Raw genomic sequence first — 25891 nt, 5'->3', positions numbered from 1 at the left:
CCCGCGCGCGGGTCCGGGTAGCCCCACCCGAACAAACATGGACCACGTACGTGGAGGCCCTTCGATGAGAGACAACTTCGGGGACGCGGTGGGCGACGCGTTCCGTTCGGTGATGCTGTTCCTGCCCAAGGCGGTCGCGTTCGTCGCGATCCTGATCGTCGGCTGGCTGATCGCCAAGGCCGTGCTGAAGCTCGTGGACAAGGTCCTGGAGCGGGTCCACTTCGACCGGGCCGTGGAGCGCGGCGGGATCAAGACCGCGCTGGCCCGCTCGAAGTACGACGCCAGCGACATCGTCGCGAAGCTGGCCTACTACGGCGTGCTGCTGGTGACGCTGCAGCTCGCGTTCGGCATCTGGGGCCCGAACCCCATCTCCGACCTGATCGCCGGTGTGATCGCGTGGCTGCCCCGGGCGTTCGTCGCCATCGTCATCGTGGTGGTCGCCGCGGCCATCGCCCGCGCGGTGAAGGACATCATCTCCAGCGCGCTCGGCGGCCTCTCGTACGGCCGGGTGCTGGCGAACCTCGCCTCGGTGTTCATCCTGGGCCTCGGCGTCATCGCCGCGCTCAACCAGATCGGCGTCGCCACCACCGTCACCACCCCGGTGCTGATCGCGGTGCTCGCCACCGTGGGCGGCATCCTGGTCGTCGGCGTCGGCGGCGGGCTGGTCCGGCCGATGCAGAGCCGCTGGGAGAACTGGCTGACCCGGGCCGAGGAGGAGTCGCGCACCATCGCCACGCACGCCCGCGCGTACCAGGCCGGCCGTCGTGACGTCGAGGCCCGCCTGGCCGCCACCGGCCCGTACGCGGACTCCGAGCTGACCCAGCCGGTGAGCCGCGACGCCGAGGCGGACCGCACGCAGCCGGTCCCGGCCTACCCGGCCACCCCGGCCGCCACGGGTGCGGACCCCACCGAGCCGGTGCCGTCGCAGGCGGGCGCGGAGGCCACGCAGCACATCCCGGCGTACGCCGACTCCGACCGCACCCAGCCGACCACGCCGCGTCAGCCGACCGCCGAGCAGGCCGCGGACAGCGAGGCCACCATGGTCATCCCGCAGGCCGACGTGGAGAAGTTCCGCCGCTGACCCGACAGCGGCGACGAATCGGGGCGGGACCGCACGGTCCCGCCCCGATCTCGTGCCCGCCGGGGGACCACCGAGCGGCTCGCGGCGGATAGGATCCCGGCATGACCTGGCGATGTTGATGCCTTCCTGAGCGACGAGGCCGCGGGCCGCCGCGGACGCCGTGCATTCCGACCGGTGTCCGTCACGTCCCGTGGGAAGGTTCCATGCTCGTCGCTCCTGCCCGCGTACCAGCGACCCGCCGTCTGGCGGCGACGCTCTACGGGTACGCGTTCCTCACCGACCTCGTCCTGCTCTACCCGCTCTACGTGCTGCTGTTCGCCGACACCGGGTTGTCGGTCGGGCAGATCTCCTCGCTGTTCGTGCTCTGGGCGGCCGCCGGCATCGTGCTGGAGGTGCCCTCCGGCGTGTGGGCCGACGCGGTGTCGCGCCGCCTGCTGCTCTGCCTCGCGCCGCTGCTGGCCGCCGCCGGGTTCGCGCTCTGGGTGCTGCTGCCGTCCTATCCGGCGTTCGCCGTCGGCTTCCTGCTCTGGGGCGCCGGTGGCGCGCTGCGTTCCGGGGCGCTCGAGGCGCTGGTCTTCACCGAGCTGGAACGCCTCGGCGCGGCCGACAGGTACGCCCGGCTGATCGGCCGGACCCGCACCGCCGAGGTGCTCGGCGCGGTCGGCTCCGGGGTGCTCGCCGGGCCGGTGTACGCGCTCGGCGGCTACCTCGCGGTCGGTGCGGCGAGCGTGGCGACGTGCCTGCTGGCGGCTGCCGTCGCGGCCCGCTTCCCGGAACACCGCCCCCCACCGTCCGCGCCGGTTCCAGGTGGCGAGCCGGACGGGCCGCGCGCGAGTGCCGCGCCGGGGGAGGGGCCGGGTGACGACGGGCCCGGCTGGCTGGACAGCCTGCGCCTGGGCCTGCGCGAGGTGCGCGCCGACCGCCGCGTCCGCGCCGCCGTACTGCTGGTCGCGGCCGTCACCGCGATCTGGGGCGGGCTCGACGAGTACACCGGCCTGCTGGCCGCCGACACCGGCATGGCCGAGGTGGGCGTACCGCTGCTGCTCCTGCTGGTGTGGGCCGGGATGACTGTGGGCGGGCTGCTCGCGCCGCTGGGCGAGCGGCTGTCCCACCGCGGGTACGCCGGTCTGCTCGTGTTCGCGGCCGCGGCGACCGCCGCCGGGGCGCTGCTGCGGCACCCGGCGGGGTTCGTGTTGCTGGCGGCGGCGTTCGCCGCGTTCCAACTGGCCACCGTGCTCGCCGACGTGCGGCTCCAGGCCCGGATCACCGGGTCGGCCCGGGCCACCGTCACCTCGCTCGCCGGAATGGCCACCGACCTGACCATCGTCGCCTTCTACGCCGGGTACGGGCTGCTCGCCGGTGCGGTGGGCAACCCGGCTGCCTTCGCGGTCGCGGTGCTGCCGTACCTGCTGGTGGCGCTCTGGCTGCTCACCGGTCGAGCATGAATCGGCAGAAAAGGGACCAATGGTCGCGTTCGCGGCCTAGCGTTGGTCCGGGAATTCGGCGACCCCGGGAGACGATCGCGGTGACGTTGGAAGCAGAGCGCACGCTGCGCGACGAGGAGCTGACCGGGCTGGCGGACCTGGCCGCCCAGCTACGGGTGGACGCGATCAGGTGCAGCACGATGGCCGGCTCCGGGCACCCCACGTCCAGCCTGTCCGCCGCCGACCTGCTCGCCGTACTCGTCGCCCGGCACCTGCGCTACGACTGGTCCTACCCGGGCAACCCCGGCAACGACCACCTGATCTTCTCCAAGGGACACGCCTCCCCACTGCTGTACGCGGTGTTCCGCGCCACCGGCGCGATCAGCGAGCAGGAGCTGCTGGAGACGTACCGGCGGTCCGGGTCGCGCCTGCAGGGCCACCCCACACCGGTGCTGCCCTGGGTGGACGTCGCCACCGGCTCGCTCGGGCAGGGCCTGCCGGTCGGCGTCGGGGTGGCGCTCGCCGCCCAGTACCTCGACCGGTCGCCCGCCCACGTCTGGGTGCTGTGCGGCGACAGCGAGACCGCCGAGGGCTCGGTGTGGGAGGCGCTGGACAAGGCCGGCCACTACGGGCTGCGCAACCTCACCACGATCGTCGACGTCAACCGGTTCGGCCAGCGCGGCCCCACCGAACTGGAGTGGGACCTGGACACCTACCGGCGGCGCGTCGAGGCGTTCGGCTGCCGGGCGATCGTCGTCGACGGCCACGACCCGGGCGCGATCGACGAGGCGTACGGGCAGGCACGCGACGCCACCGGGCCGACAGTGGTGCTGGCCCGCACGGTCAAGGGCAAGGGCGTACCCGAGGTGGAGAACGACCCGGCCTGGCACGGCAGGCCGTTCGACCCGGAACTGGCCGACCGGGCCGTACGCGCGCTCGGCGGCCCCCGGCGCATCCGGGTCGCCGGACCGAAACCACCGGCAGCGCCGCGCACCGCCCCGGCCGAGCACGGACAGCCGGAACTGCCCCGGTACTCCCGCGGCGCGAAGGTCGCCACCCGGGACGCGTACGGTGACGCGCTGCGCGCCCTCGGCGCCGCCCGGCCCGACGTGGTCGCGCTCGACGGAGAGGTCAGCGACTCGACCCGGGCGGAGCGCTTCGCCGCCGCGTACCCGGATCGGTTCTTCCAGATGTTCATCGCCGAGCAGCAGCTCGCCGCCGCGGCGGTGGGCCTGGCGGTGCGCGGCTACCGGCCGTTCGCGGCGACGTTCGCCGCGTTCTGGTCCCGGGCCTACGACTTCATCCGGATGGCCGGGGTCTCCCGGGCCGACATCGCGCTCGTCGGGTCGCACGCCGGGGTGGAGATCGGCGCGGACGGCCCGTCCCAGATGGGGCTGGAGGACATCGCGGCGCTGCGTGCGGTGCCCGGCTCCACGGTGCTGTGCCCGGCCGACGCGGTCTCCTGTGCGGCGCTCGTCGCCCAGATGCCCGACCACCCGGGCGTGAGCTACCTGCGGACGACGCGCGGCAAGTACCCGGTGCTCTACGACGACGCCGAGCCGTTCCCGATCGGCGGCAGCCGGATGGTGCGCGCCGGCGGCGACGTGGCGCTGCTCGGCACCGGCGTCACGGTGCACCTCTGCCTCGCCGCGGCCGACGAGCTGACCCGCGAGGGCATCGACGCCCGGGTGATCGACCTGTACTCGATCAAGCCGGTGGACCGGCAGCGCCTGGCCGCGACCGTCGTGGAGACCGGCGGGCGGCTGGTCGTGGTCGAGGACCACTACCCGGAGGGTGGGCTGGGGTCCGCGGTGCTGGAGGCGCTCGCCGACCTGGGCGAACCGGCCCGGGTCAACCACCTGGCGGTACGCGGGCTGCCCGGCTCCGGCACCCCCGCCCAGCAGTTCGACCGGGCCGGCATCGGCGTCGGCGCGATCGTCTCGGCGGCGCGGGCCCTGGCCTGAGACGGTGTCGCCTGGACCGGCGGCGTGGGCCCCGGGCTGCGGCGGGGTCAGCCGGGCCGACGGCGCTCGCGGCCGGGTTTGACGCGGCCGACGACGGGTAGCCACGCTGCCGTTGCGACGGGAGGACGGACCATGGCCGAACCGGAGTTCTACGCGCGGGTGTCCGCCCGCGCCGGCGTGCCGGTCGAGACGGCCCGCGCGCTGACCGAGGCGACACTGCGCACGCTCGCCGAACGGATCAGCGGCGGCGAGGCCGACGACCTGTCCGCGCACGTCGCGCACGAGCTGCGTCCGCTGCTGGCCCGCGCCCGCGTCGAGGATCCGGAGGTCTTCGGGTACGACGAATTCCTGCGCCGGGTCGCCGAGCGCTCCGGCGCGACCCCGTCCGACGCCGAGCGCGGCGCGCGGGCGGTGTTGCAGGCGCTGCACCGGGTGATCGGGCCGGCCCAGTTCGACCGCGCGCTGTCCCAGCTGCCGCGGGAGATCGGCGAACTGGCCCAGCCCGCCCCTCGGAGGTAGAGGCGGGCCGGGCCGGTTCGAACCGACTGCGCGGATCAGCCCGCCGGGTGCAGGAACGACCACTGGTGGCCGTCGGGATCCCGGAAGCCCCGCATGTACAGGTAGCCGAGATCCTGACCCGGACCGAGCGCGCTCCCGCCCGCGTCGACCGCGCGCTCCACCAGCGCGTCCACCTGCTCGCGGCGATCCACGGCGAGGCCCACGATCACCTCCCGGGCGGTCGCGGTGTCGCAGACGTCGACGCCGGCGAACGCGGTGAAGGCGGCCGGGAGGTGCAGGACCAGGTGCGTGGTGGCCCCGAAAGTGAGCTGCGCGCCCGGCGCACCAGGCGGCCGGGGCACCGGGACGAACCCGAGGGCGGCGAAGAACGCCACCGCGGCGTCGAGGTCACGTACCGGGAGGTTGACGAAGGTCGCGCCGGTCATCGGGCCGACTCCCGCTCCAGCAGCGCCTTGAGCGCGCCCAACCGGTCCCGCCAGTACGCCTTGAGCCGTTCCGCCTCGGCGGCGTCGGCCAGCTTCTCGTGCAGCACGGCCACCCGCGACTTCGACGCGCCCACCGCGGTCAGCCCGACCACGATCCGGCTCGGACCGTTCGCCCAGTCCGCCCGGAACGTCTTCGGCGCTGTGGCGGTACGCACCCGCACCTCGACGCCGGGCAGCCACCGCCGGCGGGTCGCCTCGTCGGCGAACGCCTGGAACAGTGTCTGCACCGGCACGGCGACGGTCCGGCTGCCGGCGGCTTCGAACCCGCCGCCCCGCCGCTGGCCCGGTGCGCGCAGGCCGCGTGCCTGCTCGTAGCCGACCGTGACCGTCTGCGCCCACCAGCCCGGCATTCCGTGGGTGTCGACCAGCCAACGGGCGATCTCGGTGTGGGTCCGGTCGACCGCGCCCCACGCGTCGAGCCGGTCGAACCAGCCGGCCCAGTCCTGCCCGGTCCGCTCGCGCAGGAGCGCATCGGAGATGCGGTCCTGCTGGGTTCGCCCACCGGTGGGGGCCGCCGTCGGGGACGGCGCGGGTGCGGCTCTGCCGAGCAACTGCCGGCGGGCGGTGGTGTAGCTCTCGCCGGTCTTGTCCATCCGGGTGCGTACCCGGGACTTGAAGGACCTCTGACGGGTCATCGCGCGCTCCCTGTCACGACCCGGTCGGGGAACCCACGCTTCCGGCGACCGTGCCGTGCGGCTGCCGCGCGGTGGTCAGGTGTCGCGTCCCGAGGGCTCGAGGCTCCCTTTGCCTCCGCGGGCCGGTGGCGTGGGCACCGGGAAGGAGGTGGGGCGCGGGACGGCGCCGAGCCTCAGTGTAGGCCGGATCGTCGTGCCGTGGGAGCCGGCGCGCCGGGCCGCGTCACTCGGGCAGCGCGTCCAGGTAGACCCAGCGGCCGTCCTCGCGGGCGAAGCGGCTGTGCTCGGCCAGCACGCCCGCCCGGCCGTCCTCGCGGTAGTGCGCCCGGAACCGGACCGTACCGGCGCTGTCGAACAGGCCGCCCTGACCGGTCCCCACGATCTCCAGCCGGCTCCAGCGGGTGCCCGCGTCCAGCTCCAGGCGGTCGGGGCGGGTGGTGGAGTGCCAGCTGTGCAGCAGGTACGCGGCGTCGCCGAGCGCGAACGCACTGAACCGGGACCGCATCAGCGCCTCCGCGGTCGCCGCCGTCGCCTCGCCCCGGTGGACCGGGGCACAGCAGTCCGCGTACGGCCGGCCGGTGCCGCACGGGCAGGCCGCCGTCCGTTCGCCCCGTCTCGTCATCGCACGAGTCTCCCAAGCGTCGGGAAGGTGTTAACAGGGGGCCCTTCCTCTACCGGAGGCGTTAACAGGGGGCCCTTCCTTACCCTCATGAGTGTGAGTCCTACTCAGCGTGTCCTCGACCCCGCGCAGGTCCGCCGCTACCTCACCGCCTCGCTCGGGACCGGCGCCGAGGTGGCCGACTGCGGGCCGCTGACCGGGGGCGGCTTCGCCGCCGTCTGGTGGGTACGCCTCACCGACGACCGTGACGTGGTGCTCAAGGTCGGCCCGCCGCCGCACGTACCGCTGCTGCGCTACGAGCGCGACATGATCGGCGCGGAGGCGCACTACCTGCGCCTGGTGGCCGACCGCGCACCGGGGGTGCCGACGCCGGCGCTGCTGCACCACGGCGCCGACCCCGCGCTGGGCGACTGGCTGCTCATGGCGCGGCTACCAGGTCGTACCCTGTGGGAGCTGAGCCGGGCCGGCGCGGACGTCGGGCCGCTGCGCGCCGAGTTCGGCCGCGCGCTCGCCGCGCTGCACGGCGTCACCGGCGAGCGGTACGGCTACGACGGCGACCGGGCCTCCGGCGCGACGTGGCGGGACGCGTACACGGCCATGGTGGACGACATGCTCGCCGACGCCGCGGACTGGGCGGTGCCGCTGCCGGTGCCCGCGACCCGGATCCGGGAGCTGGTGGCGCGGCACGCGTGGGTGCTCGACGCGGTACGCCGTCCGGCGCTGCTGCACTTCGACGGCTGGGCCGGGAACGTGCTCGCCGTGGACGGGCCGGACGGCAAGCCCCGGCTCACCGGCCTGGTCGACGGCGAGCGGTACCTGTGGGGCGATCCGCTGATGGACCTCGTGTCGCCGCTGCTGTTCCGGCGCGCCGAGGACGACCCGGACGACCCCCTGGTACGCGCCTACCGGGCGGCGGCGCCGTTCCCGCTGGACGCCGGGGCGCGGCGGCGGCTCGGGCTGTACCGGCTGTATCTCTACCTGCTGATGACCGTCGAGATGCCCAGCCGGAACATCACCGCCGGCAACGACCCGGGCCGGGTGGAGCTGCTGGCCGAACTCCTCGACGCGGAACTGGCCGACCTGGCGGACTGAGCGTCACCGGGTCGCGGTGGCGAAGACGACGATGTTGTCCGGGTAGCTGCCGGTCCGCGGGTCGAAACGCCCGCCGCACGTGATCAACCGCAGCCGCGCCGCCGCGTCGCCGCCGTAGACCCGCGCGGTGGGGAAGCGCTCCTTCGGGTACGCCCCGACGCCGTCCACAGTGAACGTCGCGGTCCGCCCGTCGGCGCGCAGCACCCGGATCGTGTCGCCGCCGCGCAGCCGCCCGAGGTCGAAGAAGACCGCCGGGCCGTGTTGCGAGTCGACGTGCCCGACCAGCACCGCGTTGCCGGCCTGACCGGGGGCGGGACCGGGGTGGTACCAGCCGGTGACCTCCGGGCGTTCCAGGGGCGGCACCTCCAGCGCGCCGTCCGCGTCGGTGGCGACCGGGACGATCTCGGCGTCGACGCCGATGCGCGGGATGGTGACCCGCACCGGCGTGGCGCGGGGCAGCGCGGGGCCTGCCGTACCCGGGCGTTCGGTCGCCGGTGCGGCGGAGACGCCGGGCTGTGGTGGTGACGCCGACGTGGTGCCGAGCCCGGCCGAGACCAGGCCGGCGCCGGTGGCGGCGGCCACCGTGACGGCGGTGACCACAACAGCGGCGTGCAGGCGCGACCGGCGCTGCGACTCCGACAGCATCCCACCTCCGTCCGACAGGGACGCGGCGCCCGCGCCGGATGCTCCGGCGCGGGCGGACCGCTCGGCGAGCCGGTCAGGCGACGGCGTCCGCCCGGCGCCGGCGGATGACCGCGTACGCGCCTCCGGCGAGCGCACCGGCGGCCAGCACGCCACCGGCGATCAGCACTCCGGTGTCGCCGTCGCGTCCGCCGCCACCGGCCTGCGCGCCGCCGATCGGGGTGACGGTGAACGTGGCGCTGCCGCCGTCGCTGCCGTCGCCGCAGGTGGTGGCGACGGTGTACGTGCCGAGCGTGAACCCGGCGGTGAACAGTTCGGCGCTCAGGCCACCGCCTGCGGCGGCAGTGGTGGACCGGACGTTCTGGTCCCGGTCCGGGCCGGTGACCCGGAAGATCGCGTCACCGGCGTTCGGGTTGCACGTCGTGGTCAGCACGACGGTGCCGCCGACCGGGGTGGTGGCGGGTGAGACTCTGGTGTCCGCCAGCGCGGCGGCCGGGAGCAGCAGTGCGCCGAGGCCCACGCCGAACGCCGCCGATCCGAGAAATGACTGTGCCTTCATCCGCGTCTTCCCTCACTTTTCGTCCGCTGTAGGCGTGGGACGTCGTTCGGGTGGCCAACTCCGTGACGAGCACCGGTGTGGTCAACACTAGGAGGGTTGCGGCGGTCACTGGGGGTAATTGAGAAATCTTCGTTGCCGTCCGGTGTGCTCCCTGCCGCCACGAGACGGCGGACATGCCGGGCCAGGCCGGGCGGCGTGCCGTCCCGGTTCGGCACGTCTGGGTCCGCTGTCCGGTTCGGCGCCTACCGGACCGGTGGCTCCGGCCGGACCAGTCCGGTGTCGTACGCGAGCACCACCGCCTGGATCCGGTCCCGCAGGCCCAGCTTGGTGAGGATCGCCGAGACGTGTGTCTTCACTGTGGCGGTGCTCAGGTGCAGCCGGGCGGCGATCTCCGCATTGGACAGTGCCCGCGCGGTGAGCGTCAGCACCTCCCGCTCGCGGGCGGTCAGCACGGCGAGCGCGTCGGCGGTGGGCGCGGGCGCGGGCAGCCGGTCGGCGTACCGGTCCAGCAGCCGCCGGGTCACGGTGGGCGCGAGCAGTGCCTCGCCGCGGGCCACCACGCGTACCGCCTCGGCGAGGTCGGCCGGGCGGGTGTCCTTGAGCAGGAACGCGCTCGCCCCGGCGCGCAGCGCGCCGTAGACGTGTTCGTCCAGGTCGAACGTGGTGAGCATGACCACCCGGGCCGGGTTGCCGGCGGCCACCAGGTCCCGGGTGGCGGCGATGCCGTCGCGGCGGGGCATCCGCACGTCCATCAGCACCACGTCCGGCCTCGTCCGCGTCGCCACCGTGACCGCCTCGACGCCGTCGGCGGCCTCGCCGACCACGCTCAGGTCGGGCCGCGCGTCGAGGACGGTGCGCAGCCCGGCGCGGATCAGCTCCTGGTCGTCGGCGACCACCACCCGCACGGTCACCGGCCCGCTCCGACCGGAAGCCGGGCGTGGACCCGGAATCCGCCGGCCGGCAGCGGGCCGGCGTCGAGTGTGCCGCCGAGGAGCCGGGCCCGTTCCCGCATGCCGACGATGCCGCGCCCGGTTGGCGTACCGGGCCGGCGGGCGGGCGCCGGGCCGTCGTTGACGACCTCCAGCCGCAGTACGCCGTCGCGGTAGTGGACGTCCACGTCGGCGCGGGTGGCGTGCCCGTGGCGCAGCGCGTTCGTCAGTGACTCCTGCACGATCCGGTACGCCGACAGCTGCACCCCGCCGGGCAGCGCCTCGCCGTCGCCCTCCCGGTGCAGCGTCACCGGCAGACCGACCGCCCGGACCGCGTCGGCGAGCGCGTCGAGCTGCGCCAGACCCGGCTGCGGCCCGCCCTGCTCGGACCCGTCGTCGACGGCGAGCGCGTGCAGCATGGCCCGCAGTTCGGTCAGCGCCGACCGGGCCGCCGTGTCGATCGCGCCGAGCGCGGCGCGGGCCTGTGCCGGGTGCTCGTCGAACACGTCCTCGGCGGCGGCGGCCTGCACCGCGATGACCGCGACGTGGTGCGCCACCACGTCGTGCAGTTCCCGGGAGATGCGTTCCCGCTCGGCCGCCAGCACCTGCCGTTCCCACGCGCAGCGCCGTTGCGCCTGGCCCCGCTGCAGTTCGCCGAGCGTCCAGCTCAGGCCCAGCGCGGTCACCGCCAGCAGCAGGTCCCGCCAGCCGCCGGTGACCAGTTTCCACGGCGTGGGCGCCAGCAGCAGCCCGAGTGCGACGAGCGAGTACCGGGGCGGGCGCAGCCGGGCCGTGTACGCCATCGGCACCGCGACCAGGCCGAGCCAGCCGAGCTGCGGGCAGAGCGCCTCCAAGCCGACGCCTGCCAGCGCGGCGACGCCGAGGGCGTACCCCGGGTGGCGCCGGATCCACAGCAGACAGCTCGCCTGCGCCACGGCGAGGCCGACCGCGACGGCGGTCGCGCTGGGCGTGTCCGGGCCGGCGTCGGAGGCCAGCAGCGCGAGCAGGCAGACGGCGATGCTCACGGTGGCGATGCCGCCGTCGAGCAGCAGCAGGAACCGGGACCGGGACGCGCACCTCATGTCCGGATGCTAGGCCGCCGGTCCACCGCTTCTCATCGGTCGCCGGACGGAGATCCGGGCCGGTGGTCGTTCCGGCGACGGAGCCGGGAACCGCTCCGCGGCCCGATCCGCGCGGCGGCCCGCCGGACCTAGCGTCTCCGGCAGTCGTCCCGATGTGGAGGAGTCACCGATGGAGACCACGATCCCGACCGTCGCCGCCCGCCCGAACCGCCGCCGGGACCGCCTGCTCACGGTGTTCGCGGCGCCCGCCGCCGCGCTGCTGGGCTGGGTGGTCGCGGTACCGGTCGCGGGGGTGGAGCTGATCGCGCGTAGCGGCTCCACGGACCAGCGGGTGACGCCGGTGGCAGTGGTGGTGAGCACGTTGCTCGCCGGGCTGGCCGGCTGGGCGCTGCTGGCCCTGCTGGAGCGGCTCACCGCCCGCGCCCGGACGGCCTGGACCGCTGTCGCGGGCCTGGTGCTGCTGGTGTCCCTGCTCGGGCCGCTGGGCGGGGGAGCGGGGAGTGGGGCGACGCTGACGCTCGTGGCGCTGCATCTGGTCGCGGGCGCGGTGCTGATCACCGGCCTGCGCCGGACCGCCGCCCGCTGACGCGCGGCGATCCGCTGACGGGTCCGGACCGCTGCGACGGGGGCAGGCGGCCCGGACCATCAGAACCAGCCTCCTAGGACGCCCTACGCGATGTGACGCCCGGAATTCCTCCGCCGCCGATGTCGAGAACGCCAGGGCGGCTTCGTCCCCGGAGTGAACGCGGCCAGAATGGGTCGCACCCTCCACGAGGAGACACAGATGAAGTACCTGCTCCTGAAGCACTACCGTGGCGGCCCGACCCCGGTGTCCGACATGCCGATGATCGACAAGTGGACGCCGGAGGAGATCTCCGCGCACGTGCACTACATGCAGGAGTTCGCGGCCCGGCTCCAGGAGAGCGGCGAGTACGTCGACGGCCAGGCACTCGCCCCGGAGGGGACGTTCGTCCGCTACGACGGCGAGGGACGCCCGCCGGTCACCGACGGCCCGTTCGCCGAGACGAAGGATCTCATCGCCGGCTGGATGGTGATCGACGTGGACAGCTACGAGCGCGCCCTCGAACTCGCCGCCGAGCTGTCGGCCGCGCCGGGGCAGGGCGGCAAGCCGATCCACGAGTGGCTGGAGCTGCGCCCGTTCCTGACCGCGCCGCCGACCATCACCGAGTGATCCGTCCGATGGACGAGGTCGCGCTCCGCAGCCTCATCCCGGGCGTGCTCGGTGTCCTCGTCCGCCGCGGAGCCGACTTCGCGGCGGCCGAGGACGCCGTGCAGGACGCGCTGATCGAGGCGCTGCGCGTCTGGCCGGACGACATGCCCCGCGATCCGCGCGGCTGGCTGGTCACCGTGGCGTGGCGGCGGTTCCTGGACGTGGTCCGCGCCGACGCCGCCCGGCGCCGACGTGAGGACCTCGTGGACGAGGAGCCGCCGCCCGGGCCGGTGCCGGCGGTCGACGACACGCTGCGGCTCTACTTCCTCTGCGCCCATCCGTCGCTGAGCCCGTCGTCGGCCGTCGCGTTGACGCTGCGCGCCGTCGGCGGGCTCACCACCCGGCAGATCGCGGCGGCGTACCTGGTGCCGGAGGCCACCATGGCGCAGCGGATCAGCCGGGCCAAGCGCACCGTGTCCGGCGTCCGCTTCGATCGGGCCGGCGACGTCGGCACCGTGCTGCGGGTGCTGTACCTGGTGTTCAACGAGGGCTACTCCGGCGACGTGGACCTGGCGGCCGAGGCGATCCGGCTCACCCGGCAGCTCGCCGCCGCGATCGACCACCCCGAGGTGGCCGGGCTGCTCGCGCTCATGCTGCTGCACCACGCCCGCCGGGCCGGGCGGACCGCGCCGGACGGCAGCCTGGTGCCGCTGGCCGAGCAGGACCGTAGCCGGTGGGACACCACGCTGATCGCCGAGGGCGTGGGCATCCTCCAGACCGCCCTGTCCCGGGACCGGCTGGGTGAGTTCCAGGCCCAGGCCGCGATCGCGGCGCTGCACGCCGACGCGCCCGCCGCGGCGGAGACCGACTGGGTGCAGATCGTCGAGTGGTACGACGAACTGGTGCGCCTGACCGGCAGCCCGATCGCCCGGCTCAACCGGGCGGTGGCGGTCGGCGAGGCGGACGGCGCGCGGGCCGGGCTGGCGGCGCTCGCGGCGCTCGACGACACGCTGCCCCGGTACACGGCGGTGGCCGCGTACCTGCACGAACGCGACGGCGACCCGGACACGGCGGCGCGGCTGTACGCCGAGGCTGCCCGCCGGGCGTCCAGCCTGGCCGAACGTGACCACCTGCACCGGCAGGCGGCCCGCCTCAACAGCCGCCGCCCCGGATAAACCGGTCGGCGGCGCGCGTCGCCGCTGGTAGGTTGCCTCGCCGTGACGGGGGAACGGCTCGGCGGGCGCTTCGCCCGACTGTGGACGGCGAGCACGCTGTCCGCGCTGGGAAGCGGGACGGCGACGGTGGCCGCGCCGCTGTACGTGGCGTCGATCACCGACGATCCGCTGGTGGTGTCGGCCGGGGCGGCGGTGTCGTGGCTGCCGTGGCTGCTGTTCGCGCTACCCGGCGGCGTGCTCGCGGACCGGGTGGACCGGCGGCGGCTGATGGTGCTCATCGACTGGGTACGCGTCGCCGCGCTCGCCGTGCTCGCGGTGGCGATGCTCACCGACCGGGCCGGGATCGCGCTGCTCTACGCGGTGCTGTTCGTGGTGAACACCGGCGAGGTGGTGTTCCGGACCGCCGCGCAGGCGGTGCTGCCGGCGGTGGTGCCGCGCTCCCTGCTGGAACGCGCCAACGGCTGGCTGGGCGGCGGCACCCAGGTGATGCAGAACATGATCGCCGGCCCGCTCGGCGGGTTCCTGTTCGTGCTGGCGGCGTCGCTGCCGTTCGCCCTCAACGCCGGCACGTACGCGCTCAGCGCCGTGCTGGTCGGGCTGCTCGCCGGGACGTACCGTGCCGGGCCGGCGCCGGAGGAGCGGCGCTCGGTGCGGGCGGAGGTCGCCGAGGGGTTCCGCTGGCTGTGGGGGCAGCGGCTGCTGCGCACCATGACCGTGCTGATCGGCCTGCTCAACGTCACGCTCACCGCCGCCGTGGCGGTGCTGGTGCTGCTCGCCACCGAGCGGCTGGGGCTGGGCTCGGTCGGCTACGGCGCGTTGTTCACCTGCATGGCGGTCGGCGGCGTGCTCGGCTCGCTGGTGGGGGACCGGCTGATCGCCGCGATCACGCCCACCTGGACGGTGCGGACCGGGCTTCTGATCGAGGCGGGACTGCACCTGGCGCTCGCCGCGTCCCGCAGCGCGGCCGTGGTCGGGTTCGCGCTGTTCGCGTTCGGGGCGCACAGCGCGTTGTGGAACATCGTGGCGAACTCGCTGCGGCAGCGGCTCACCCCGCCGGCGTTGATGGGCCGGGTCGGCAGCACCACGTTGTTCGTCGCGGCGGGCGGGAACTGTGTCGGCGCGCTGCTCGGCGGCGTGGTGGCGGCCCGGTTCGGCATCACCGCGCCGTACTGGGTGGGTTTCGTGGTGGCGGTCGCGGTGATCGCCGCGACGTGGCGGGTCTTCGACCGGGCGACGGTGGCCGCCGCCTACGCCGAGCCGGCCCCGCAGAAGCCCGCGCCGGTGGCCTGAGCGGGTCGGCCGGTGGCCGCCTCCGCCGATGTGGCAGCGTGGCCGGATGCACGCTTCCTTCCCGGTCGACGTCGACCTCGCGCTGGTCGGCGGCGGCGGCGCCGCGTCCCTGGTCCTGGCCGCGCTGGACCGCCACGACGTGACCGGGCTGCGGGTCGCGGTGGTCGACCCGGTGCACAAGCGCGGCCAGGACCGCACCTGGGCGTTCTGGGGCCTGCCCGGCGACGACCTCGACCCGCTGCTGAGCGCGAGCTGGTCGCAGGTCGACGTGGTCACGCCGGCCGGCCGCCGCGTCCTCACGCTCGACCCCCTGCGGTACGCCATGCTCCGCTCCGCCCCGGTCTACGACCGGGCTGCCGCGGCCGAGCGGCGGCTGGACGCGGTCCGGATCAGCGCCCCGGCGGGGGAGCTGCACGACGACGGTGAGCGGGTCACGGTCCGCGACCCGGACGGGCGGGATCTGGTGCGGGCCGGGTGGGTGCTGGACTCGCGGCCCCGGCGGCCGAGGCGGCCGGGGCGGACCAGTTGGTTGCAGCACTTCCGGGGCTGGTGGCTGGCCGCCGACCGGCCGACGTTCGATCCGCAGCGGGCGGTGCTGATGGACTTCCGCACGCCGCAGCCGCAGCGCGGCGTCTCCTTCGGGTACGTGCTGCCCGTCGACGACCGGTTCGCGCTGGTCGAGTACACCGAGTTCGGCCCGGCCCTGCTCGACGACGCGGGCTACGACGCGGCGCTGCGCGGGTACGCCGACCTGCTCGGCCTGGACCTGACCGCGCTGCGGGTGCGGGAGGTCGAGGACGGCGTGATCCCGATGACCGACGGCCCGTTCGAGTCCCGCCCGAGCCCTCGGGTGGTGCGGCTGGGCACCGCGGGTGGGGCGACCCGTCCGTCCACCGGCTTCACGTTCTCCGCGATGCTGCGCCAGGCCGGCCAGGTGGCGCTGGCGCTCGCCGCCGGCCGCCCGCCGGTGCCGGCGCCCGCGTACCCGGGCCGGCACCTGTGGATGGACGCGGTGGCGCTGCGCGCGCTGGACCGGGGGCACGTCGGCGGCGTGGAGTTCTTCGAGCGGCTGTTCGACCGCAACCCGCCGGAGCGGGTGCTGCGGTTCCTCGACGGCGTGACCAGCCCGGCCGAGGATCTGGCGGTGATGCGGTCCAGCCCGCTGCTGCCGATGACCGGCGCGGTGCTCGGCGACGCGGCCGGCCGGCTGCGCGCCCGCCTGCGCCGCTAGCCTCGGTGGCCGGTCGCCTCGGTGACGCGGTCGCGCACCAGCGTCCGTAGTTGCTCCATCGGGTCGCCGTCGCCCGCGCCGAGCCGGTTGCGCACCGCCGCCACGGTCAACCCCAGTTCCGGGTACGCGTACGCGAGGCTCCCGCCGCTACCGGCGGTGCCGAACGATCCGTCGTCCTCGACCGCGTACCCGAGCCCGAACGTGCTCTCCTGCCCGAACACCCACTCCTGGGCGCGGACCGCCGGGGCGGACACCTCCCGCATCCGCTCGGCGGAGATCAGCCGGACCCCGTCGACCGGGCCGAGCAGCGCCGCGTACATCCGGGCCACCGCGCGGGCGCTCATCGTGCCGACCGACGGCACGTCGGCGCGCAGCACGTCGGGGCGGGAGCCGATGACGGTGTCCGGCCGTACGGCGGGCGGAGCGACCGCGTCGAAGTGCGGCAGGTTGGCCCCGGCCCAGCTCATGAGCGCGGACAGGCCGGCGTCCTCCAGCCGCGCCAGCCGGGGCAGGTCCGCCTGCGGTACGCCGAGGAACAGTTCCCGGTCCACGCCGAGCGGCCCGGCCACCTCCTCGGCGAGCACCCGCGACACCGGGGCGCCGGTGACCCGCCGCACCACCTCGCCGAGCAGCCAGCCCCACGTCCAGGCGTGGTACGCCAGCCGCTCGCCGGGTGCCCACAGCGGCCGCGCGCCGGCCAGCAGCTCACACATGCGCGTCCAGTCGGTGAAGTCCTCGGGTGTGACGTCGGCGGGCAGCGCGGGCAGGCCGGCGGTGTGGGTGAGCACGTGCCGCAGTGTGATGCCGTCCTTGCCGTGCCGGGCGAACTCCGGCCACACGGCGGCGAGCGGCAGGTCGTAGTCGAGCCGTCCCCGCTCGGCCAGCACGTGCACCACTGTGGCGGTGAGGCCCTTGCCGGTGGAGACCGCGTGCACGGGCGTGCCCGCGGTCATCGGCCGGCCGGTGGTGGTGTCGGCGAGCCCGGCCTGCTCGGTGACGATCGCGACCCCGTCCAGGTACGCGGCCACCTGCACTCCGGCCTCCCGGCCGGAGGAGACCAGCTCGTCGATAGTCGCCCGTACCTCGGCCCGCAGGCCGTCCCACCGCGTGTCCACGATCCCGCAGCGTGCCAGACCGCCGTATCGGCGTCGTCTGCTTTTCGTGGGGACGGCGGCGGCCGGCGGTGCTCTACCGGGCGGCCGCCGTCGGCGTACTGCCGGTGGTGCCCTGGGTGGGCAGCGGGTTCGTGCCGCCGGCGAGCAGCCGGGCGCGCAGCGCGTCGATCGTCTCCTCGCCGACACCGAGCCGGCCGGTCACGTAGCCGTGCACCGAACCGTGTGCGGCCCGCAGCTCGGCCAGCACCAGCCGGATGATCTCGGCCGGGGCCCGCCCGTACGCGGGCCAGCCCGGCGTCGCGCCGCCGTTGCGGTCCCGCCACTCGGCCACCAGACGGTCGGTGGCGTGCTCGGTGAGCGCGAAGTCCGCCGCGATCTGGTCGTCGTCCACGCCGAGCAGGGACAGCACCAGCGCGGCGAGCAGCCCGGTGCGGTCCTTCCCGGACGCGCAGTGGAACACCAGAGGGTGCTCGCCGTCCGCGATCACCTCGATCGCCCGGCGCAGCTCGGCCACGCCGTCCTCGGCCACCTCGGCGTACCGGTCGGCCAGGTAGCGCCACGGGTCCACGCCGGGATCGATGTCGGCCTGCACGTACGGCCGGTGCTCGATGCTCAGGTTGTGCCAGGTGACGCCGAGGCTCTCCGGGGCCCGGCCGCGATCGGCGATCTCCCACGGGTACCGCAGGTCGATCACGGTGCGGACGCCGAGCGCCGCGAACCGTTCCAGATCCGCACCGGCGAGCTTGGCCAGTGAGTCGGAGCGGTAGAGGCGGCCCGGGGCGACGGTGCGGCCGTCGCCGGTCCGCCAGCCGCCGAGGTCACGGAAGTTGCAGAGCGTGGCGAAGTCCGGGGGAGTTGTCACACCGGCACGCTAGCCGGGCGCGGCGGGTCGGGTGGTCCCGCGTGCTCGCGTACCCGGTAGGTTGCCGGGCATGGCGGAGGCGGAGACCGGCCGGGTCGTGGAGATCTGGACCGACGGCGCGTGCAGCGGCAATCCCGGGCCCGGCGGGTGGGGTGCGGTGCTGCGCTGGGGCGGGCACGAGCGGGAGCTGTGCGGCGGCGAGGCCACCCCGACCACGAACAACCGGATGGAGCTGACCGCCGCGATCCGGGCGCTGGAGAGCCTGACCCGCCCGGTCACGGTACGGCTGCACACCGACAGCACGTACGTACGCAACGGCATCACCGGCTGGCTGAACGCGTGGAAGCGCAACGGCTGGCTGACCGCCGCGAAGCAGCCGGTGAAGAACGCCGACCTGTGGCAGGCGCTGGAGGCGGCCTGCTCCCGGCACGACGTGACGTGGCTGTGGGTGAAGGGCCACAACGGGCACCCGGAGAACGAGCGCGCGGACGCGCTGGCGAACCGGGGCATGACCGAGGCGCGGGGCGCCGGCCCGGCCGCCACCCCGCGCGCGCGTCAGCGCAGCGGCCGGCCCTCTTCGATCTCCTCCGGCTCCTCGGACGGGTCGCCGGTGCCGGAGACCGCCTCGACGTCGTAACCGGCGCGGCTGACCTCCCGTGCCGAGCGCCGGTCCTCGGCGGGCAGGTCGGCGAAGTCGTCACCGGTGTCGTCGGTGGTGTGCAGGGATTCGCCCGGCGGGCGCAGGGACGCCTCGTACGCGGTCGCGCCGTCGGGTTCGTCGCCGGCCGCGCGGCCGAAGGATTCTTCACTGGTCATGTCGCACTCCTGCCCGCAGCGGGTGACGGCAAACGTTCGGGTGGCCTGCTGTCCGGCCGGTGCTCGCACCCGCTCAGCCGGTGGCGTCCCGCCCGCGGGCCGCGTCCGGGTGGGTCGGCATCGAGGAACCGCCCGAGCTGCTGCCGGAGGCGCCGCCCGCCATGCCGGATCCGTCGTCCTCGGTCACCTCGTCCGGTTTCGGCGCACCGGGAGCGGGCGCCGGCACGTCGGTGTCCGCGGCCGTCTGCACCAGCGGCACCTGCCCGGCCTCGTCCTCGGCGTGCGCCGGGTCGACCGGCTCCGCACCGTCGCGTGCCCGATATCCCACCGGGGCCCCTCCCGTCGGCAACACTCGTCCGCACCGCCTTCCCCACCTCACCCCCACCAAACCGCCCCCGGACCCATCACGCGGTGATCGAGGAGTTGGTGTCCTGATCCGGCCCCGAACCGGACACGAACTCCTTGATCACCGACGAGGTCGGGGGCGGGGGTGGCGCCTGCGGGGCTGGGGGTTTGCCGGGGTCAGGGTCAGGGACCAGTGGGACGGGCGGCGTAGGCCCGGCGGCAGGACCGTGCGGTGGTCGCCGCGGGCGGCGTCGAGCTGTGACTGGTGCGTGAACAGGCACTCGCCGAGGTCCGCGCCGCGCAGGTCGGCCCCGCGCAGGTCCGCGCCGGTCAGGTCGGCGGCGCCGAGGCGTACGCCCCGCAGGTCGGCGCCGATCAGGCAGGCGCCGCGCAGGTTCGCCCCGGTCAGCGGGGTACGGCGCAGATCCACCCCGATCAGCGTCGCGCCCCGGCGGTCCGGGCCGGCCCGCCCGGCGCGGGCCTGGTCGGCGGCGCGGGACAGCAGCCGGTTGGCCCGGTCCCGGTGCGCGTCGACGTCGAGGGCGAGCAGCTCGTCGGGGGTGCCGTCGGTCAGCCGGCCGGTCTCGTCGAGCGCGGCGGTCAGCTCGTCGCGCAGCGGGCCGGGCGGGGTCAGGCGTACCGCCTCGGTCAGGTACCACAGCAGCTCGTGCAGCGGCCGCAGCACGGCGAAGCTGTCGAACATGCGTTGTGCGGTGGCGGGGTCGGCCCGCCAGTCGCGGCCGGCGAACGTGTGCCGGGTGAGGTGCTGACCGGCGCCGAAGCAGTCGAAGACGGTGCAGCCGGGGAAGCCGCGTTGCCGCAGCTCGGTGTGGATGCCGCAGCGGAAGTCGGCGCCCAGGTTCGGGCAGGCCCGCCCGGCGGGCTTGTCGATGGCGAAGTCGGCCGACGCGGTGAACGCGGGAGCGACGCAGCACACCCCGGCGCAGCGCGAGCAGTCCGCCCGCAACTCCCGCCCGCCGACCACCCGTCCTCCTCCCGACACGGCACCCATTCTCCCCACCCCACTCGCCCACCTCCCGACCCACCCCGTCGATCATGAGGTTGACGGTGGCGAACCGGACCGGAACCGCCGCCAACCTCATGATCAACGCGACAAGGTGGGGCGGGGTCAGAAGGTGAAGAGGGAGGCGGTGGTGCGCTGCATCAGGCAGGCGTTGGTGAACGTCCGGGTGTAGGAGACCGGGCGGGTCTGCCAGACGCCCACGGCACGCGCGGTCACCGGGTCGTACTGGGAGGTGCACGGCGCGCCGTCCACGTCGAGCGCGTCCAGGTCGCCGTCGACGCGGGCGACGAGCCGGCAGGCGGTGATCGGGTCGGGGTGCAGGCCGCCGGTGGGCCCGCAGGTCAGCACCGTGGCGCGCAGGCCGGCGCCGTCGTCGACGGTGAGCAGCAGCACCGAGGGGGTCTCCGGGCCGGGGCGCGGCGCGGCCTGCGCGGGCGAGGCCGGCGCGGCGAGGCCGCCGAGCGCGGCGGCCAGGGCCGCAGCGGCGGTACGTCGGGCGAAGGGCATGGGTGGTCCTTCCGTCGGGGCCCCGGGTGCGGGCCGGTGGACGGCCCGGCATGTCGTGCGAACCGGACCGCCGAGAACCCTAGGTGGACGGTGTGAACGCGAAGAGTCACGAAGTGTTACACCAGTCGACCTCGCCGTCCGGTCGGTGTGACATCGGTGCACGGGAATGCCCGAACGGCTGACAACCGCCCGAAGGCCTTGCGGCAACGCATTCCGAATTCGCGGCACGCCTGTCTGAAAGGCTGACAACCGAATCGCGCCGTTATTGCGCCGATGCATTCCGTACGCCGGATCGTTGTCAATGCGCGACAACCGGAACGGCCGTTACCGGAACGATTCTTTTGGGCGCCTCATAGCGCATTACCGTCGGGTGGCAGGGCGTTTTCGTCCCCGTCGGGAGGACTGCTCATGAGCGAACTGTCGTACCCACCCGCCGCTCCCGGCCCCGATGTCGAGGCCGTTCCCGGCCCTGTCGGCCAGCCCGGCGAATTCGTCGGCCGGTCACCCGGACGGCTCGCCTGGATGCGGCTCAAACGCGACCGTACGGCCCGCGCCAGCGCCGTCACGCTCGCCGTCGCCGCCCTAGTCGCGCTCGGCGCGCCACTGCTGGAACGGCTCACCGGAATCGACCCGACCGACAAGTTCGCCGACCGGCTCAACGATTTCGGAATGCCGATCGGGTACGCCGGTGGAATCAGCGCCGACCATTGGCTCGGGCTCGAACCGGGCAGCGGGCGGGACATCCTGATGCAACTGGTCTACGGCCTGCGGACGTCCCTGTTCATCGCGTTCGCCTCGGCGCTGCTGGCATCCGGCATCGGTGTCGCCGTGGGTGTGCTGGCCGGGTGGGCCAGAGGCTGGCTGGACAGCGTCGTCAACTGGCTGATCGACCTCACGCTGGCGTTCCCGTTCCTCATCTTCGCCCTCGCGGTCATCCCGATCCTCCAGGACCGCTTCTACTCCGACCGGGAGGCGCCGTCGCCGGCCTTCCGGGTGGCCCTGATCGTCGCCACCTTCGGCCTGTTCAGCTGGACGTACACCGCGCGGCTGGTCCGCGGGCAGGTGATCTCGCTGCGCGAGCGGGAGTTCGTCGAGGCGGCCCGGGCCGCCGGCGCCGGCACCGCACACATCCTGCTGCGGCAGCTGCTGCCGAACATCTGGGCGTCGATCCTGGTCACCGTCTCGCTGATGGTGCCGCAGTTCATCGCCATCGAGGCGGCGCTGGCGTTCGTCAACATCGGTGTCACCGAACCCACGCCCGATCTGGGCCGCATGATCTTCAACAGCATCGGCTACGTCGCGAGCGACCCCTGGTACACCCTGTTCCCCGGGTTGACGGTCTTCCTGCTGGTCCTGGCGTTCAACCTGCTCGGCGACGCGCTGCGCGACTCGCTGGACCCCCGCTCCACCCGGTAGTCCCCACGGCCATCAGTGCCCGGCCGGCGGGGGCCGCCGGGCAGGAAGGAGCACACCGTGCGCGCACGAATCCGGACACTGACAGGTGTCCTCGCCGCGGCGGCGCTGGCCGCCGCCGGCTGCAGCCCCACCACCGACGACGGCGGGGGCGGCGACGACCAGAAGACCAAGACCCAGAGCGGCTCGATCTCGTACGAGGCCGCCGACAACCAGGGCCCGGCGAAGGACGTCGCCGGGGCGACCCGCGGCGGCACCCTCACCGTGATGCAGCCGGCCGACTTCGAGCACCTCGACCCGGCCCGCAACTACGTCAACGTGCAGCAGGTCGCCGGTGGGCTGCTCTACCGCGCGCTCAACGGCTACAAGGAGGACGGCACCGGCAAGCTGCTGCTCGTCGGCGACCTGGCCACCAACCCCGGCAAGGACGTCAACGGCGACTGCAAGGTCTGGGAGTTCACCCTCCGCGACGGCGTGAAGTACGAGGACGGCACACCCGTGTCCAGCAAGGACGTCGCCCACGGCATCGCCCGGTCGTTCGCGGCGAACCTCAACGAGGGCCCGCACTACATCCAGCAGTGGCTCTACCCGGGCGGGGCGTACAACGCCACCTACAAGGGACCGTACGACGGTGGCAAGCCGGTGCCCGACGGCGTCGCCACCCCCGACGACCGGACCATCCGGTTCACCTTCCCGCAGCCGCACTGCGACCTGCCGTACGCGGCGGCGCTGCCCACCAGCGCGCCGGTGCCCGCAGCGAAGGACACCCGCGCCAACTACGATCTGCGGCCGTTCTCGTCCGGGCCGTACCGGGTGAAGACCTACCAGCGCGACGTGTCGCTGGAGCTGGAACGCAACCCGAACTGGGATCCGGCGACCGACCCGATCCGCAACGCGTACCCGGACGCGATCCGGATGACGTTCGGCCTGGAGCAGGCCCAGATCGCCGAGCGCCTGGTCGCCGACGGGCCGGCCGACCAGGCGGCGCTGAGCTGGTCGGACGTGCCGCCGTCGGTGCTGCCCCGCACCACCGGATCGGGCGTCGCCGACCGGGTGGTACGCGGTCCGACGCAGTACAACTGGGTGCTGAGCATCAACACCCAGCGGGTCACCGACCTGAGCGTCCGGCGGGCGCTGAACTACGCGGTCGACAAGGACGCCCTGCTCAAGGTGCTCGGCGGGCAGGCCGCCGGGACGCCGGCCACCACGCTCATGTCACCCACCACCGCCGGGTTCGTCCCGTACGACCTGTTCGGCGCCCCGGTCACCGGCGACAAGGCCAAGACCGCCGAGCTGCTCGCCGGCAAGCGGCCGAAGCTGGTGCTCGCCCACTCCAACCTGGAGCTGCGCACCCAGCAGGCCGAGGCGCTGCGCAAGAACCTCACCGACATGGGCTTCGACATCGTGATGAAGCCGATCGACAACAGCAGCTACTACGACGAGGTCGGCCGCAAGGACAACCCGTACGACCTGTACCTCACCGGCTGGGGCTCGGACTGGCCCACCGGCTCGACAGTCATCCCGCCGGTCTACGACGGACGGGAGATCGTGGCCGAGGGCAACCAGAACCTGTCGTACCTCAATGAACCGTCTGTGAGCGCGGAGATCGACCGGGTCCGCGACCTGCCGGCCGCCGAGCAGGACGCCGGCTGGATGGCGCTCGACCGCATGATCATGGACAAGTACGCCCCGGTGGTGCCCTGCTACTACGACGCCACCTACGAGCTGCACGGCTCGAAGGTCGGCAACGCCTTCCTCAGCGACGCGTTCGGGATCATCTCGCTCAACGGCATCTACGTGAAGAAGTGACAGCCGCGCGGGGACGGCTGCCACGGCCGTCCCCGCGCCCACCCCGGGGGAGGTGCTCCCGTGCTCCGTTTCGTCGTACGGCGGCTGCTCGTCGCCGCCCTGACCCTGGTCGTCATCAGCCTTGTCACGTTCGGTCTCTTCTTCGCGGTGCCGAGCAGCCCGGCGAAGGTTATGTGCGGCAAGAACTGCACGGCCGAGGACATCGCCCAGGTCGAGCGCCGCCTCGGCATCGACCAGCCGCTGCCCCGGCAGTACGCCGACTTCGTCAGCGGCGTCTTCGCCGGCCGGACCTACGGCGAGGGCGACTTCCGGCAGGACTGCCCGGCGCCCTGCCTGGGCTACTCGTTCCGCAACAACCAGCCGGTCACCGAGATCGTCGCCCAGCGCGCCCCGGTGACGTTCAGCATCGTCCTCGGCGGCGCCGTGCTCTGGCTCGGCCTCGGCGTCTCGCTGGGCATGGTGTCGGCACTACGCCGGGGTACGGCGTTCGACCGCGCCGCCATCGGCGTCACCCTGGCCGGGGCGTCGATGCAGGTCTACTTCTTCGGGCTGATCCTGCTCTACCTGCTCGTCTACTCCACCGGCCTGCTGCCGTTCCCCAGCTACACCCCGCTGACCGAGAGCCCGCTGCGCTGGGCGGCCGGGCTGCTGCTGCCCTGGATGACGCTCGGTTTCCTCAACTCGGCGCTGTACGCCCGGCTGTCCCGGGCCCAGATGCTGGAGACGCTGTCGGAGGACTTCGTCCGTACCGCCCGGGCGAAAGGGCTGCCCGCCCGGACGGTGCACACCCGGCACGCGCTGCGGGCGGCGATCACCCCGATCGTCACGATCGCCGGGCTGGACATCGGCACCAGCCTCGGCGGCACGTTCATCACCGAGACCATCTTCGGCCTCCAGGGTCTCGGGAAGGCGACTGTGGAGGCGGTGCAGTTCCTCAACCTGCCGGTGGTGATGGCGACGGTGCTGCTGGCGGCGGTGTTCATCGTGGTCGCCAACATCGTCGTCGACGTGCTGTACGCGGTGATCGACCCACGGGTCCGGCTGGGCTGAGGAGAAGGAGACGGACATGGTGGAGCTTCCGGCGCCGCGTCGCGGCGAGGGCCCGTACCTGCGGGTCAGGGATCTGCGGGTGCGGTTCGACACCGAGGACGGCGTGGTGCGGGCGGTGGACGGGGTGTCGTTCGCGGTGGAGCGGGGTCGCACGCTGGGGATCGTGGGGGAGTCCGGTTCGGGTAAGAGTGTGACGTCGCTGGCGATCCTGGGTCTGCACAACGCGAAGCGGACGACCATCTCGGGGGAGATCTCGGTCGGCGGTCGTCAGTTGGTCGGCCTGCGTGAGGAGGAGGTGCGCCGGCTGCGGGGCCGGGACATGGCGATGGTCTTCCAGGATCCGTTGTCGGCGTTGCATCCCTACTACTCGGTGGGCAGGCAGATCGTTGAGGCGTATCGGGTGCATCATCCGGGGGCCGGGAAGCGGGAGGCGCGGACGCGGGCGGTGGACATGTTGGGCCGGGTGGGGATTCCGCAGCCGGCCAAGCGGTTCGAGCAGTATCCGCATGAGTTCTCGGGTGGGATGCGGCAGCGGGCGATGATCGCGATGGCGTTGGTGAACGATCCGGATCTGTTGATCGCGGATGAGCCGACGACGGCGCTGGATGTGACGGTGCAGGCGCAGATTTTGGATCTGCTCAGTGATTTGCAGGAGGAGTTCCGGTCGGCGATCGTGTTGATCACCCACGATCTGGGTGTGGTGTCGCAGGTGGCTGATGACGTGTTGGTGATGTATGCGGGCCGGGCGGTGGAGCACGGGAGTGTGCAGCGGGTGTTGCGGGCGCCGCAGCATCCGTACACGTGGGGGTTGTTGTCGAGTGTGCCGTCGTTGCACGGTGACGCGGACGCGGATCTGGTGCCGATTCCGGGTAACCCGCCCAGTCTGATCAACCTGCCGTCGGGGTGTGCGTTTCATCCGCGGTGCCGGTGGGCCGGGGTGAACGGCGACCGGTCCCGCACCGAGGTGCCTGAGCTGGTTGCGGCAGGGGCGGCGGGTCACCTGGCGGCGTGTCACCTGCCGGTCGCGGCGCGGGAGCGGATCTACCGCGACG

The 25891-nt window shown here is 73.9% G+C and carries 28 protein-coding genes; 15 read left to right on the top strand and 13 right to left on the bottom strand.

Features of this window, described 5'->3' with window-relative positions; all coding sequences use genetic code 11:
• Positions 1 to 64: 64 nt before the first annotated feature.
• From NMK34_RS16435 to NMK34_RS16420, 4 genes are all read left to right on the top strand, one after another.
• A complete protein-coding gene (locus tag NMK34_RS16435; RefSeq protein WP_412098892.1) occupies positions 65 to 1081 on the top strand; it encodes a mechanosensitive ion channel family protein in 1017 nt (338 codons plus the stop codon).
• A gap of 203 nt (positions 1082 to 1284) precedes the next feature.
• Positions 1285 to 2526, top strand: coding sequence for an MFS transporter (locus NMK34_RS16430; protein WP_318334137.1), 1242 nt, complete (start codon positions 1285 to 1287; stop codon positions 2524 to 2526).
• Positions 2527 to 2606: 80 nt separating this feature from the next.
• Complete coding sequence (locus NMK34_RS16425; RefSeq protein ID WP_318334136.1) at positions 2607 to 4469, top strand: transketolase; 1863 nt, start codon at positions 2607 to 2609, stop codon at positions 4467 to 4469.
• 132 nt (positions 4470 to 4601) lie between these two features.
• Entirely contained in the window at positions 4602 to 4988 is a 387-nt protein-coding gene (locus NMK34_RS16420) for a DUF2267 domain-containing protein (protein WP_318334135.1), read from the top strand.
• Positions 4989 to 5023: 35 nt separating this feature from the next.
• Here NMK34_RS16420 and NMK34_RS16415 read toward each other — a convergent pair whose 3' ends face one another.
• The 3 genes from NMK34_RS16415 to NMK34_RS16405 form a co-directional block, all read right to left on the bottom strand.
• Complete coding sequence (locus tag NMK34_RS16415) at positions 5024 to 5413, bottom strand: VOC family protein (protein WP_318334134.1); 390 nt, start codon at positions 5411 to 5413, stop codon at positions 5024 to 5026.
• Positions 5410 to 6108: a hypothetical protein gene (locus NMK34_RS16410; protein WP_318334133.1), complete on the bottom strand. Its 699-nt coding sequence runs from the start codon at positions 6106 to 6108 to the stop codon at positions 5410 to 5412. Before NMK34_RS16410 ends, NMK34_RS16415 begins: the two co-directional genes overlap by 4 nt.
• 223 nt (positions 6109 to 6331) lie before the next feature.
• Entirely contained in the window at positions 6332 to 6730 is a 399-nt protein-coding gene (locus NMK34_RS16405) for a YchJ family protein (protein ID WP_318334132.1), read from the bottom strand.
• 87 nt (positions 6731 to 6817) lie between these two features.
• Between NMK34_RS16405 and NMK34_RS16400 the strand changes: the two genes are divergently transcribed.
• On the top strand, positions 6818 to 7819 hold the full coding sequence (locus tag NMK34_RS16400; protein WP_318334131.1) for an aminoglycoside phosphotransferase family protein: 1002 nt from the start codon (positions 6818 to 6820) through the stop codon (positions 7817 to 7819).
• A 3-nt stretch (positions 7820 to 7822) separates the two neighbouring features.
• Here NMK34_RS16400 and NMK34_RS16395 read toward each other — a convergent pair whose 3' ends face one another.
• From NMK34_RS16395 to NMK34_RS16380, 4 genes are all read right to left on the bottom strand, one after another.
• Positions 7823 to 8464 carry a class F sortase gene (locus tag NMK34_RS16395; protein ID WP_318334130.1) on the bottom strand — a complete coding sequence of 214 codons (642 nt, stop codon included), beginning with the start codon at positions 8462 to 8464 and terminating at the stop codon, positions 7823 to 7825.
• Positions 8465 to 8537: 73 nt separating this feature from the next.
• Complete coding sequence (locus NMK34_RS16390; protein WP_194799418.1) at positions 8538 to 9020, bottom strand: hypothetical protein; 483 nt, start codon at positions 9018 to 9020, stop codon at positions 8538 to 8540.
• Positions 9021 to 9262: 242 nt separating this feature from the next.
• Positions 9263 to 9931: a response regulator transcription factor gene (locus tag NMK34_RS16385; RefSeq protein ID WP_318334129.1), complete on the bottom strand. Its 669-nt coding sequence runs from the start codon at positions 9929 to 9931 to the stop codon at positions 9263 to 9265.
• Positions 9928 to 11031 (bottom strand): sensor histidine kinase, encoded by a 1104-nt coding sequence (locus NMK34_RS16380; protein ID WP_318334128.1) that lies wholly within the window; start codon positions 11029 to 11031, stop codon positions 9928 to 9930. Before NMK34_RS16380 ends, NMK34_RS16385 begins: the two co-directional genes overlap by 4 nt.
• 169 nt (positions 11032 to 11200) lie before the next feature.
• On the opposite strand from NMK34_RS16380, the gene NMK34_RS16375 reads away from it, so the two are divergent.
• The 5 genes from NMK34_RS16375 (at position 11201) to NMK34_RS16355 (ending at position 15898) form a co-directional block, all read left to right on the top strand.
• Positions 11201 to 11617, top strand: coding sequence for a DUF6069 family protein (locus NMK34_RS16375; RefSeq protein ID WP_318334127.1), 417 nt, complete (start codon positions 11201 to 11203; stop codon positions 11615 to 11617).
• Between the two features lie 198 nt (positions 11618 to 11815).
• Positions 11816 to 12223, top strand: a complete 408-nt coding sequence (locus tag NMK34_RS16370; protein ID WP_318334126.1) for a YciI family protein — start codon at positions 11816 to 11818, stop codon at positions 12221 to 12223.
• Positions 12224 to 12231: 8 nt separating this feature from the next.
• Entirely contained in the window at positions 12232 to 13377 is a 1146-nt protein-coding gene (locus NMK34_RS16365) for an RNA polymerase sigma factor (RefSeq protein ID WP_318336362.1), read from the top strand.
• Positions 13378 to 13419: 42 nt separating this feature from the next.
• Positions 13420 to 14667 (top strand): MFS transporter, encoded by a 1248-nt coding sequence (locus tag NMK34_RS16360; RefSeq protein WP_318334125.1) that lies wholly within the window; start codon positions 13420 to 13422, stop codon positions 14665 to 14667.
• A 46-nt stretch (positions 14668 to 14713) separates the two neighbouring features.
• On the top strand, positions 14714 to 15898 hold the full coding sequence (locus tag NMK34_RS16355) for a lycopene cyclase family protein (protein ID WP_318334124.1): 1185 nt from the start codon (positions 14714 to 14716) through the stop codon (positions 15896 to 15898).
• On the opposite strand, the gene NMK34_RS16350 is transcribed toward NMK34_RS16355, so the two are convergent.
• Both NMK34_RS16350 and NMK34_RS16345 read right to left on the bottom strand, forming a co-directional pair.
• A complete protein-coding gene (locus tag NMK34_RS16350) occupies positions 15895 to 17013 on the bottom strand; it encodes a serine hydrolase domain-containing protein (protein WP_318334123.1) in 1119 nt (372 codons plus the stop codon). The two genes, NMK34_RS16355 and NMK34_RS16350, sit on opposite strands and share 4 nt — an antisense overlap.
• 73 nt (positions 17014 to 17086) lie before the next feature.
• On the bottom strand, positions 17087 to 17875 hold the full coding sequence (locus tag NMK34_RS16345; RefSeq protein WP_318334122.1) for a tyrosine-protein phosphatase: 789 nt from the start codon (positions 17873 to 17875) through the stop codon (positions 17087 to 17089).
• Between the two features lie 70 nt (positions 17876 to 17945).
• Between NMK34_RS16345 and rnhA the strand changes: the two genes are divergently transcribed.
• A complete protein-coding gene (gene rnhA, locus NMK34_RS16340; RefSeq protein ID WP_318334121.1) occupies positions 17946 to 18512 on the top strand; it encodes a ribonuclease HI in 567 nt (188 codons plus the stop codon).
• Here the strand turns inward: rnhA and NMK34_RS16335 are convergent.
• The 4 genes from NMK34_RS16335 to NMK34_RS16320 form a co-directional block, all read right to left on the bottom strand.
• The gene (locus tag NMK34_RS16335) at positions 18431 to 18691 is read right to left on the bottom strand and encodes a hypothetical protein (protein ID WP_073829398.1); all 261 of its coding nucleotides are present in this window, start codon (positions 18689 to 18691) and stop codon (positions 18431 to 18433) included. The genes rnhA and NMK34_RS16335 overlap by 82 nt on opposite strands.
• Before the next feature lie 73 nt (positions 18692 to 18764).
• Complete coding sequence (locus tag NMK34_RS16330; RefSeq protein WP_318334120.1) at positions 18765 to 19019, bottom strand: preprotein translocase YidC; 255 nt, start codon at positions 19017 to 19019, stop codon at positions 18765 to 18767.
• A 138-nt stretch (positions 19020 to 19157) separates the two neighbouring features.
• Entirely contained in the window at positions 19158 to 20048 is an 891-nt protein-coding gene (locus NMK34_RS16325; RefSeq protein ID WP_412098891.1) for a pentapeptide repeat-containing protein, read from the bottom strand.
• 117 nt (positions 20049 to 20165) lie between these two features.
• Positions 20166 to 20567 carry an SSI family serine proteinase inhibitor gene (locus tag NMK34_RS16320; RefSeq protein WP_318334118.1) on the bottom strand — a complete coding sequence of 134 codons (402 nt, stop codon included), beginning with the start codon at positions 20565 to 20567 and terminating at the stop codon, positions 20166 to 20168.
• 408 nt (positions 20568 to 20975) lie between these two features.
• On the opposite strand from NMK34_RS16320, the gene NMK34_RS16315 reads away from it, so the two are divergent.
• From NMK34_RS16315 to NMK34_RS16300, 4 genes are all read left to right on the top strand, one after another.
• The gene (locus tag NMK34_RS16315) at positions 20976 to 21983 is read left to right on the top strand and encodes an ABC transporter permease (protein WP_318334117.1); all 1008 of its coding nucleotides are present in this window, start codon (positions 20976 to 20978) and stop codon (positions 21981 to 21983) included.
• Positions 21984 to 22040: 57 nt separating this feature from the next.
• Complete coding sequence (locus NMK34_RS16310; RefSeq protein WP_318334116.1) at positions 22041 to 23789, top strand: ABC transporter substrate-binding protein; 1749 nt, start codon at positions 22041 to 22043, stop codon at positions 23787 to 23789.
• Positions 23790 to 23849: 60 nt separating this feature from the next.
• Positions 23850 to 24839, top strand: a complete 990-nt coding sequence (locus NMK34_RS16305; protein ID WP_318334115.1) for an ABC transporter permease — start codon at positions 23850 to 23852, stop codon at positions 24837 to 24839.
• Between the two features lie 16 nt (positions 24840 to 24855).
• Positions 24856 to 25891: ABC transporter ATP-binding protein (locus NMK34_RS16300; protein WP_318334114.1), on the top strand; the 1036-nt coding region annotated here is incomplete at its 3' end.

This window comes from Micromonospora sp. BRA006-A, from assembly GCF_033433935.1.
GTDB classification, from domain to species: Bacteria; Actinomycetota; Actinomycetes; order Mycobacteriales; family Micromonosporaceae; genus Micromonospora; species Micromonospora aurantiaca.
This window is presented reverse-complemented; position numbering and strand designations above follow the sequence as displayed.

Excerpts from the sequence above, each read along its gene's own strand:
- NMK34_RS16435 (WP_412098892.1), top strand. The coding sequence starts at position 65 with ATGAGAGACAACTTCGGGGACGCGGTGGGCGACGCGTTCCGTTCGGTG.
- NMK34_RS16430 (WP_318334137.1), top strand. The coding sequence starts at position 1,285 with ATGCTCGTCGCTCCTGCCCGCGTACCAGCGACCCGCCGTCTGGCGGCG.
- NMK34_RS16420 (WP_318334135.1), top strand. The coding sequence starts at position 4,602 with ATGGCCGAACCGGAGTTCTACGCGCGGGTGTCCGCCCGCGCCGGCGTG.
- NMK34_RS16415 (WP_318334134.1), bottom strand. The coding sequence starts at position 5,413 with ATGACCGGCGCGACCTTCGTCAACCTCCCGGTACGTGACCTCGACGCC.
- NMK34_RS16410 (WP_318334133.1), bottom strand. The coding sequence starts at position 6,108 with ATGACCCGTCAGAGGTCCTTCAAGTCCCGGGTACGCACCCGGATGGAC.
- NMK34_RS16405 (WP_318334132.1), bottom strand. The coding sequence starts at position 6,730 with ATGACGAGACGGGGCGAACGGACGGCGGCCTGCCCGTGCGGCACCGGC.
- NMK34_RS16400 (WP_318334131.1), top strand. The coding sequence starts at position 6,818 with ATGAGTGTGAGTCCTACTCAGCGTGTCCTCGACCCCGCGCAGGTCCGC.
- NMK34_RS16395 (WP_318334130.1), bottom strand. The coding sequence starts at position 8,464 with ATGCTGTCGGAGTCGCAGCGCCGGTCGCGCCTGCACGCCGCTGTTGTG.
- NMK34_RS16390 (WP_194799418.1), bottom strand. The coding sequence starts at position 9,020 with ATGAAGGCACAGTCATTTCTCGGATCGGCGGCGTTCGGCGTGGGCCTC.
- NMK34_RS16380 (WP_318334128.1), bottom strand. The coding sequence starts at position 11,031 with ATGAGGTGCGCGTCCCGGTCCCGGTTCCTGCTGCTGCTCGACGGCGGC.
- NMK34_RS16375 (WP_318334127.1), top strand. The coding sequence starts at position 11,201 with ATGGAGACCACGATCCCGACCGTCGCCGCCCGCCCGAACCGCCGCCGG.
- NMK34_RS16370 (WP_318334126.1), top strand. The coding sequence starts at position 11,816 with ATGAAGTACCTGCTCCTGAAGCACTACCGTGGCGGCCCGACCCCGGTG.
- NMK34_RS16365 (WP_318336362.1), top strand. The coding sequence starts at position 12,232 with ATGGACGAGGTCGCGCTCCGCAGCCTCATCCCGGGCGTGCTCGGTGTC.
- NMK34_RS16355 (WP_318334124.1), top strand. The coding sequence starts at position 14,714 with ATGCACGCTTCCTTCCCGGTCGACGTCGACCTCGCGCTGGTCGGCGGC.
- rnhA (WP_318334121.1), top strand. The coding sequence starts at position 17,946 with ATGGCGGAGGCGGAGACCGGCCGGGTCGTGGAGATCTGGACCGACGGC.
- NMK34_RS16335 (WP_073829398.1), bottom strand. The coding sequence starts at position 18,691 with ATGACCAGTGAAGAATCCTTCGGCCGCGCGGCCGGCGACGAACCCGAC.
- NMK34_RS16325 (WP_412098891.1), bottom strand. The coding sequence starts at position 20,048 with ATGGGTGCCGTGTCGGGAGGAGGACGGGTGGTCGGCGGGCGGGAGTTG.
- NMK34_RS16320 (WP_318334118.1), bottom strand. The coding sequence starts at position 20,567 with ATGCCCTTCGCCCGACGTACCGCCGCTGCGGCCCTGGCCGCCGCGCTC.
- NMK34_RS16315 (WP_318334117.1), top strand. The coding sequence starts at position 20,976 with ATGAGCGAACTGTCGTACCCACCCGCCGCTCCCGGCCCCGATGTCGAG.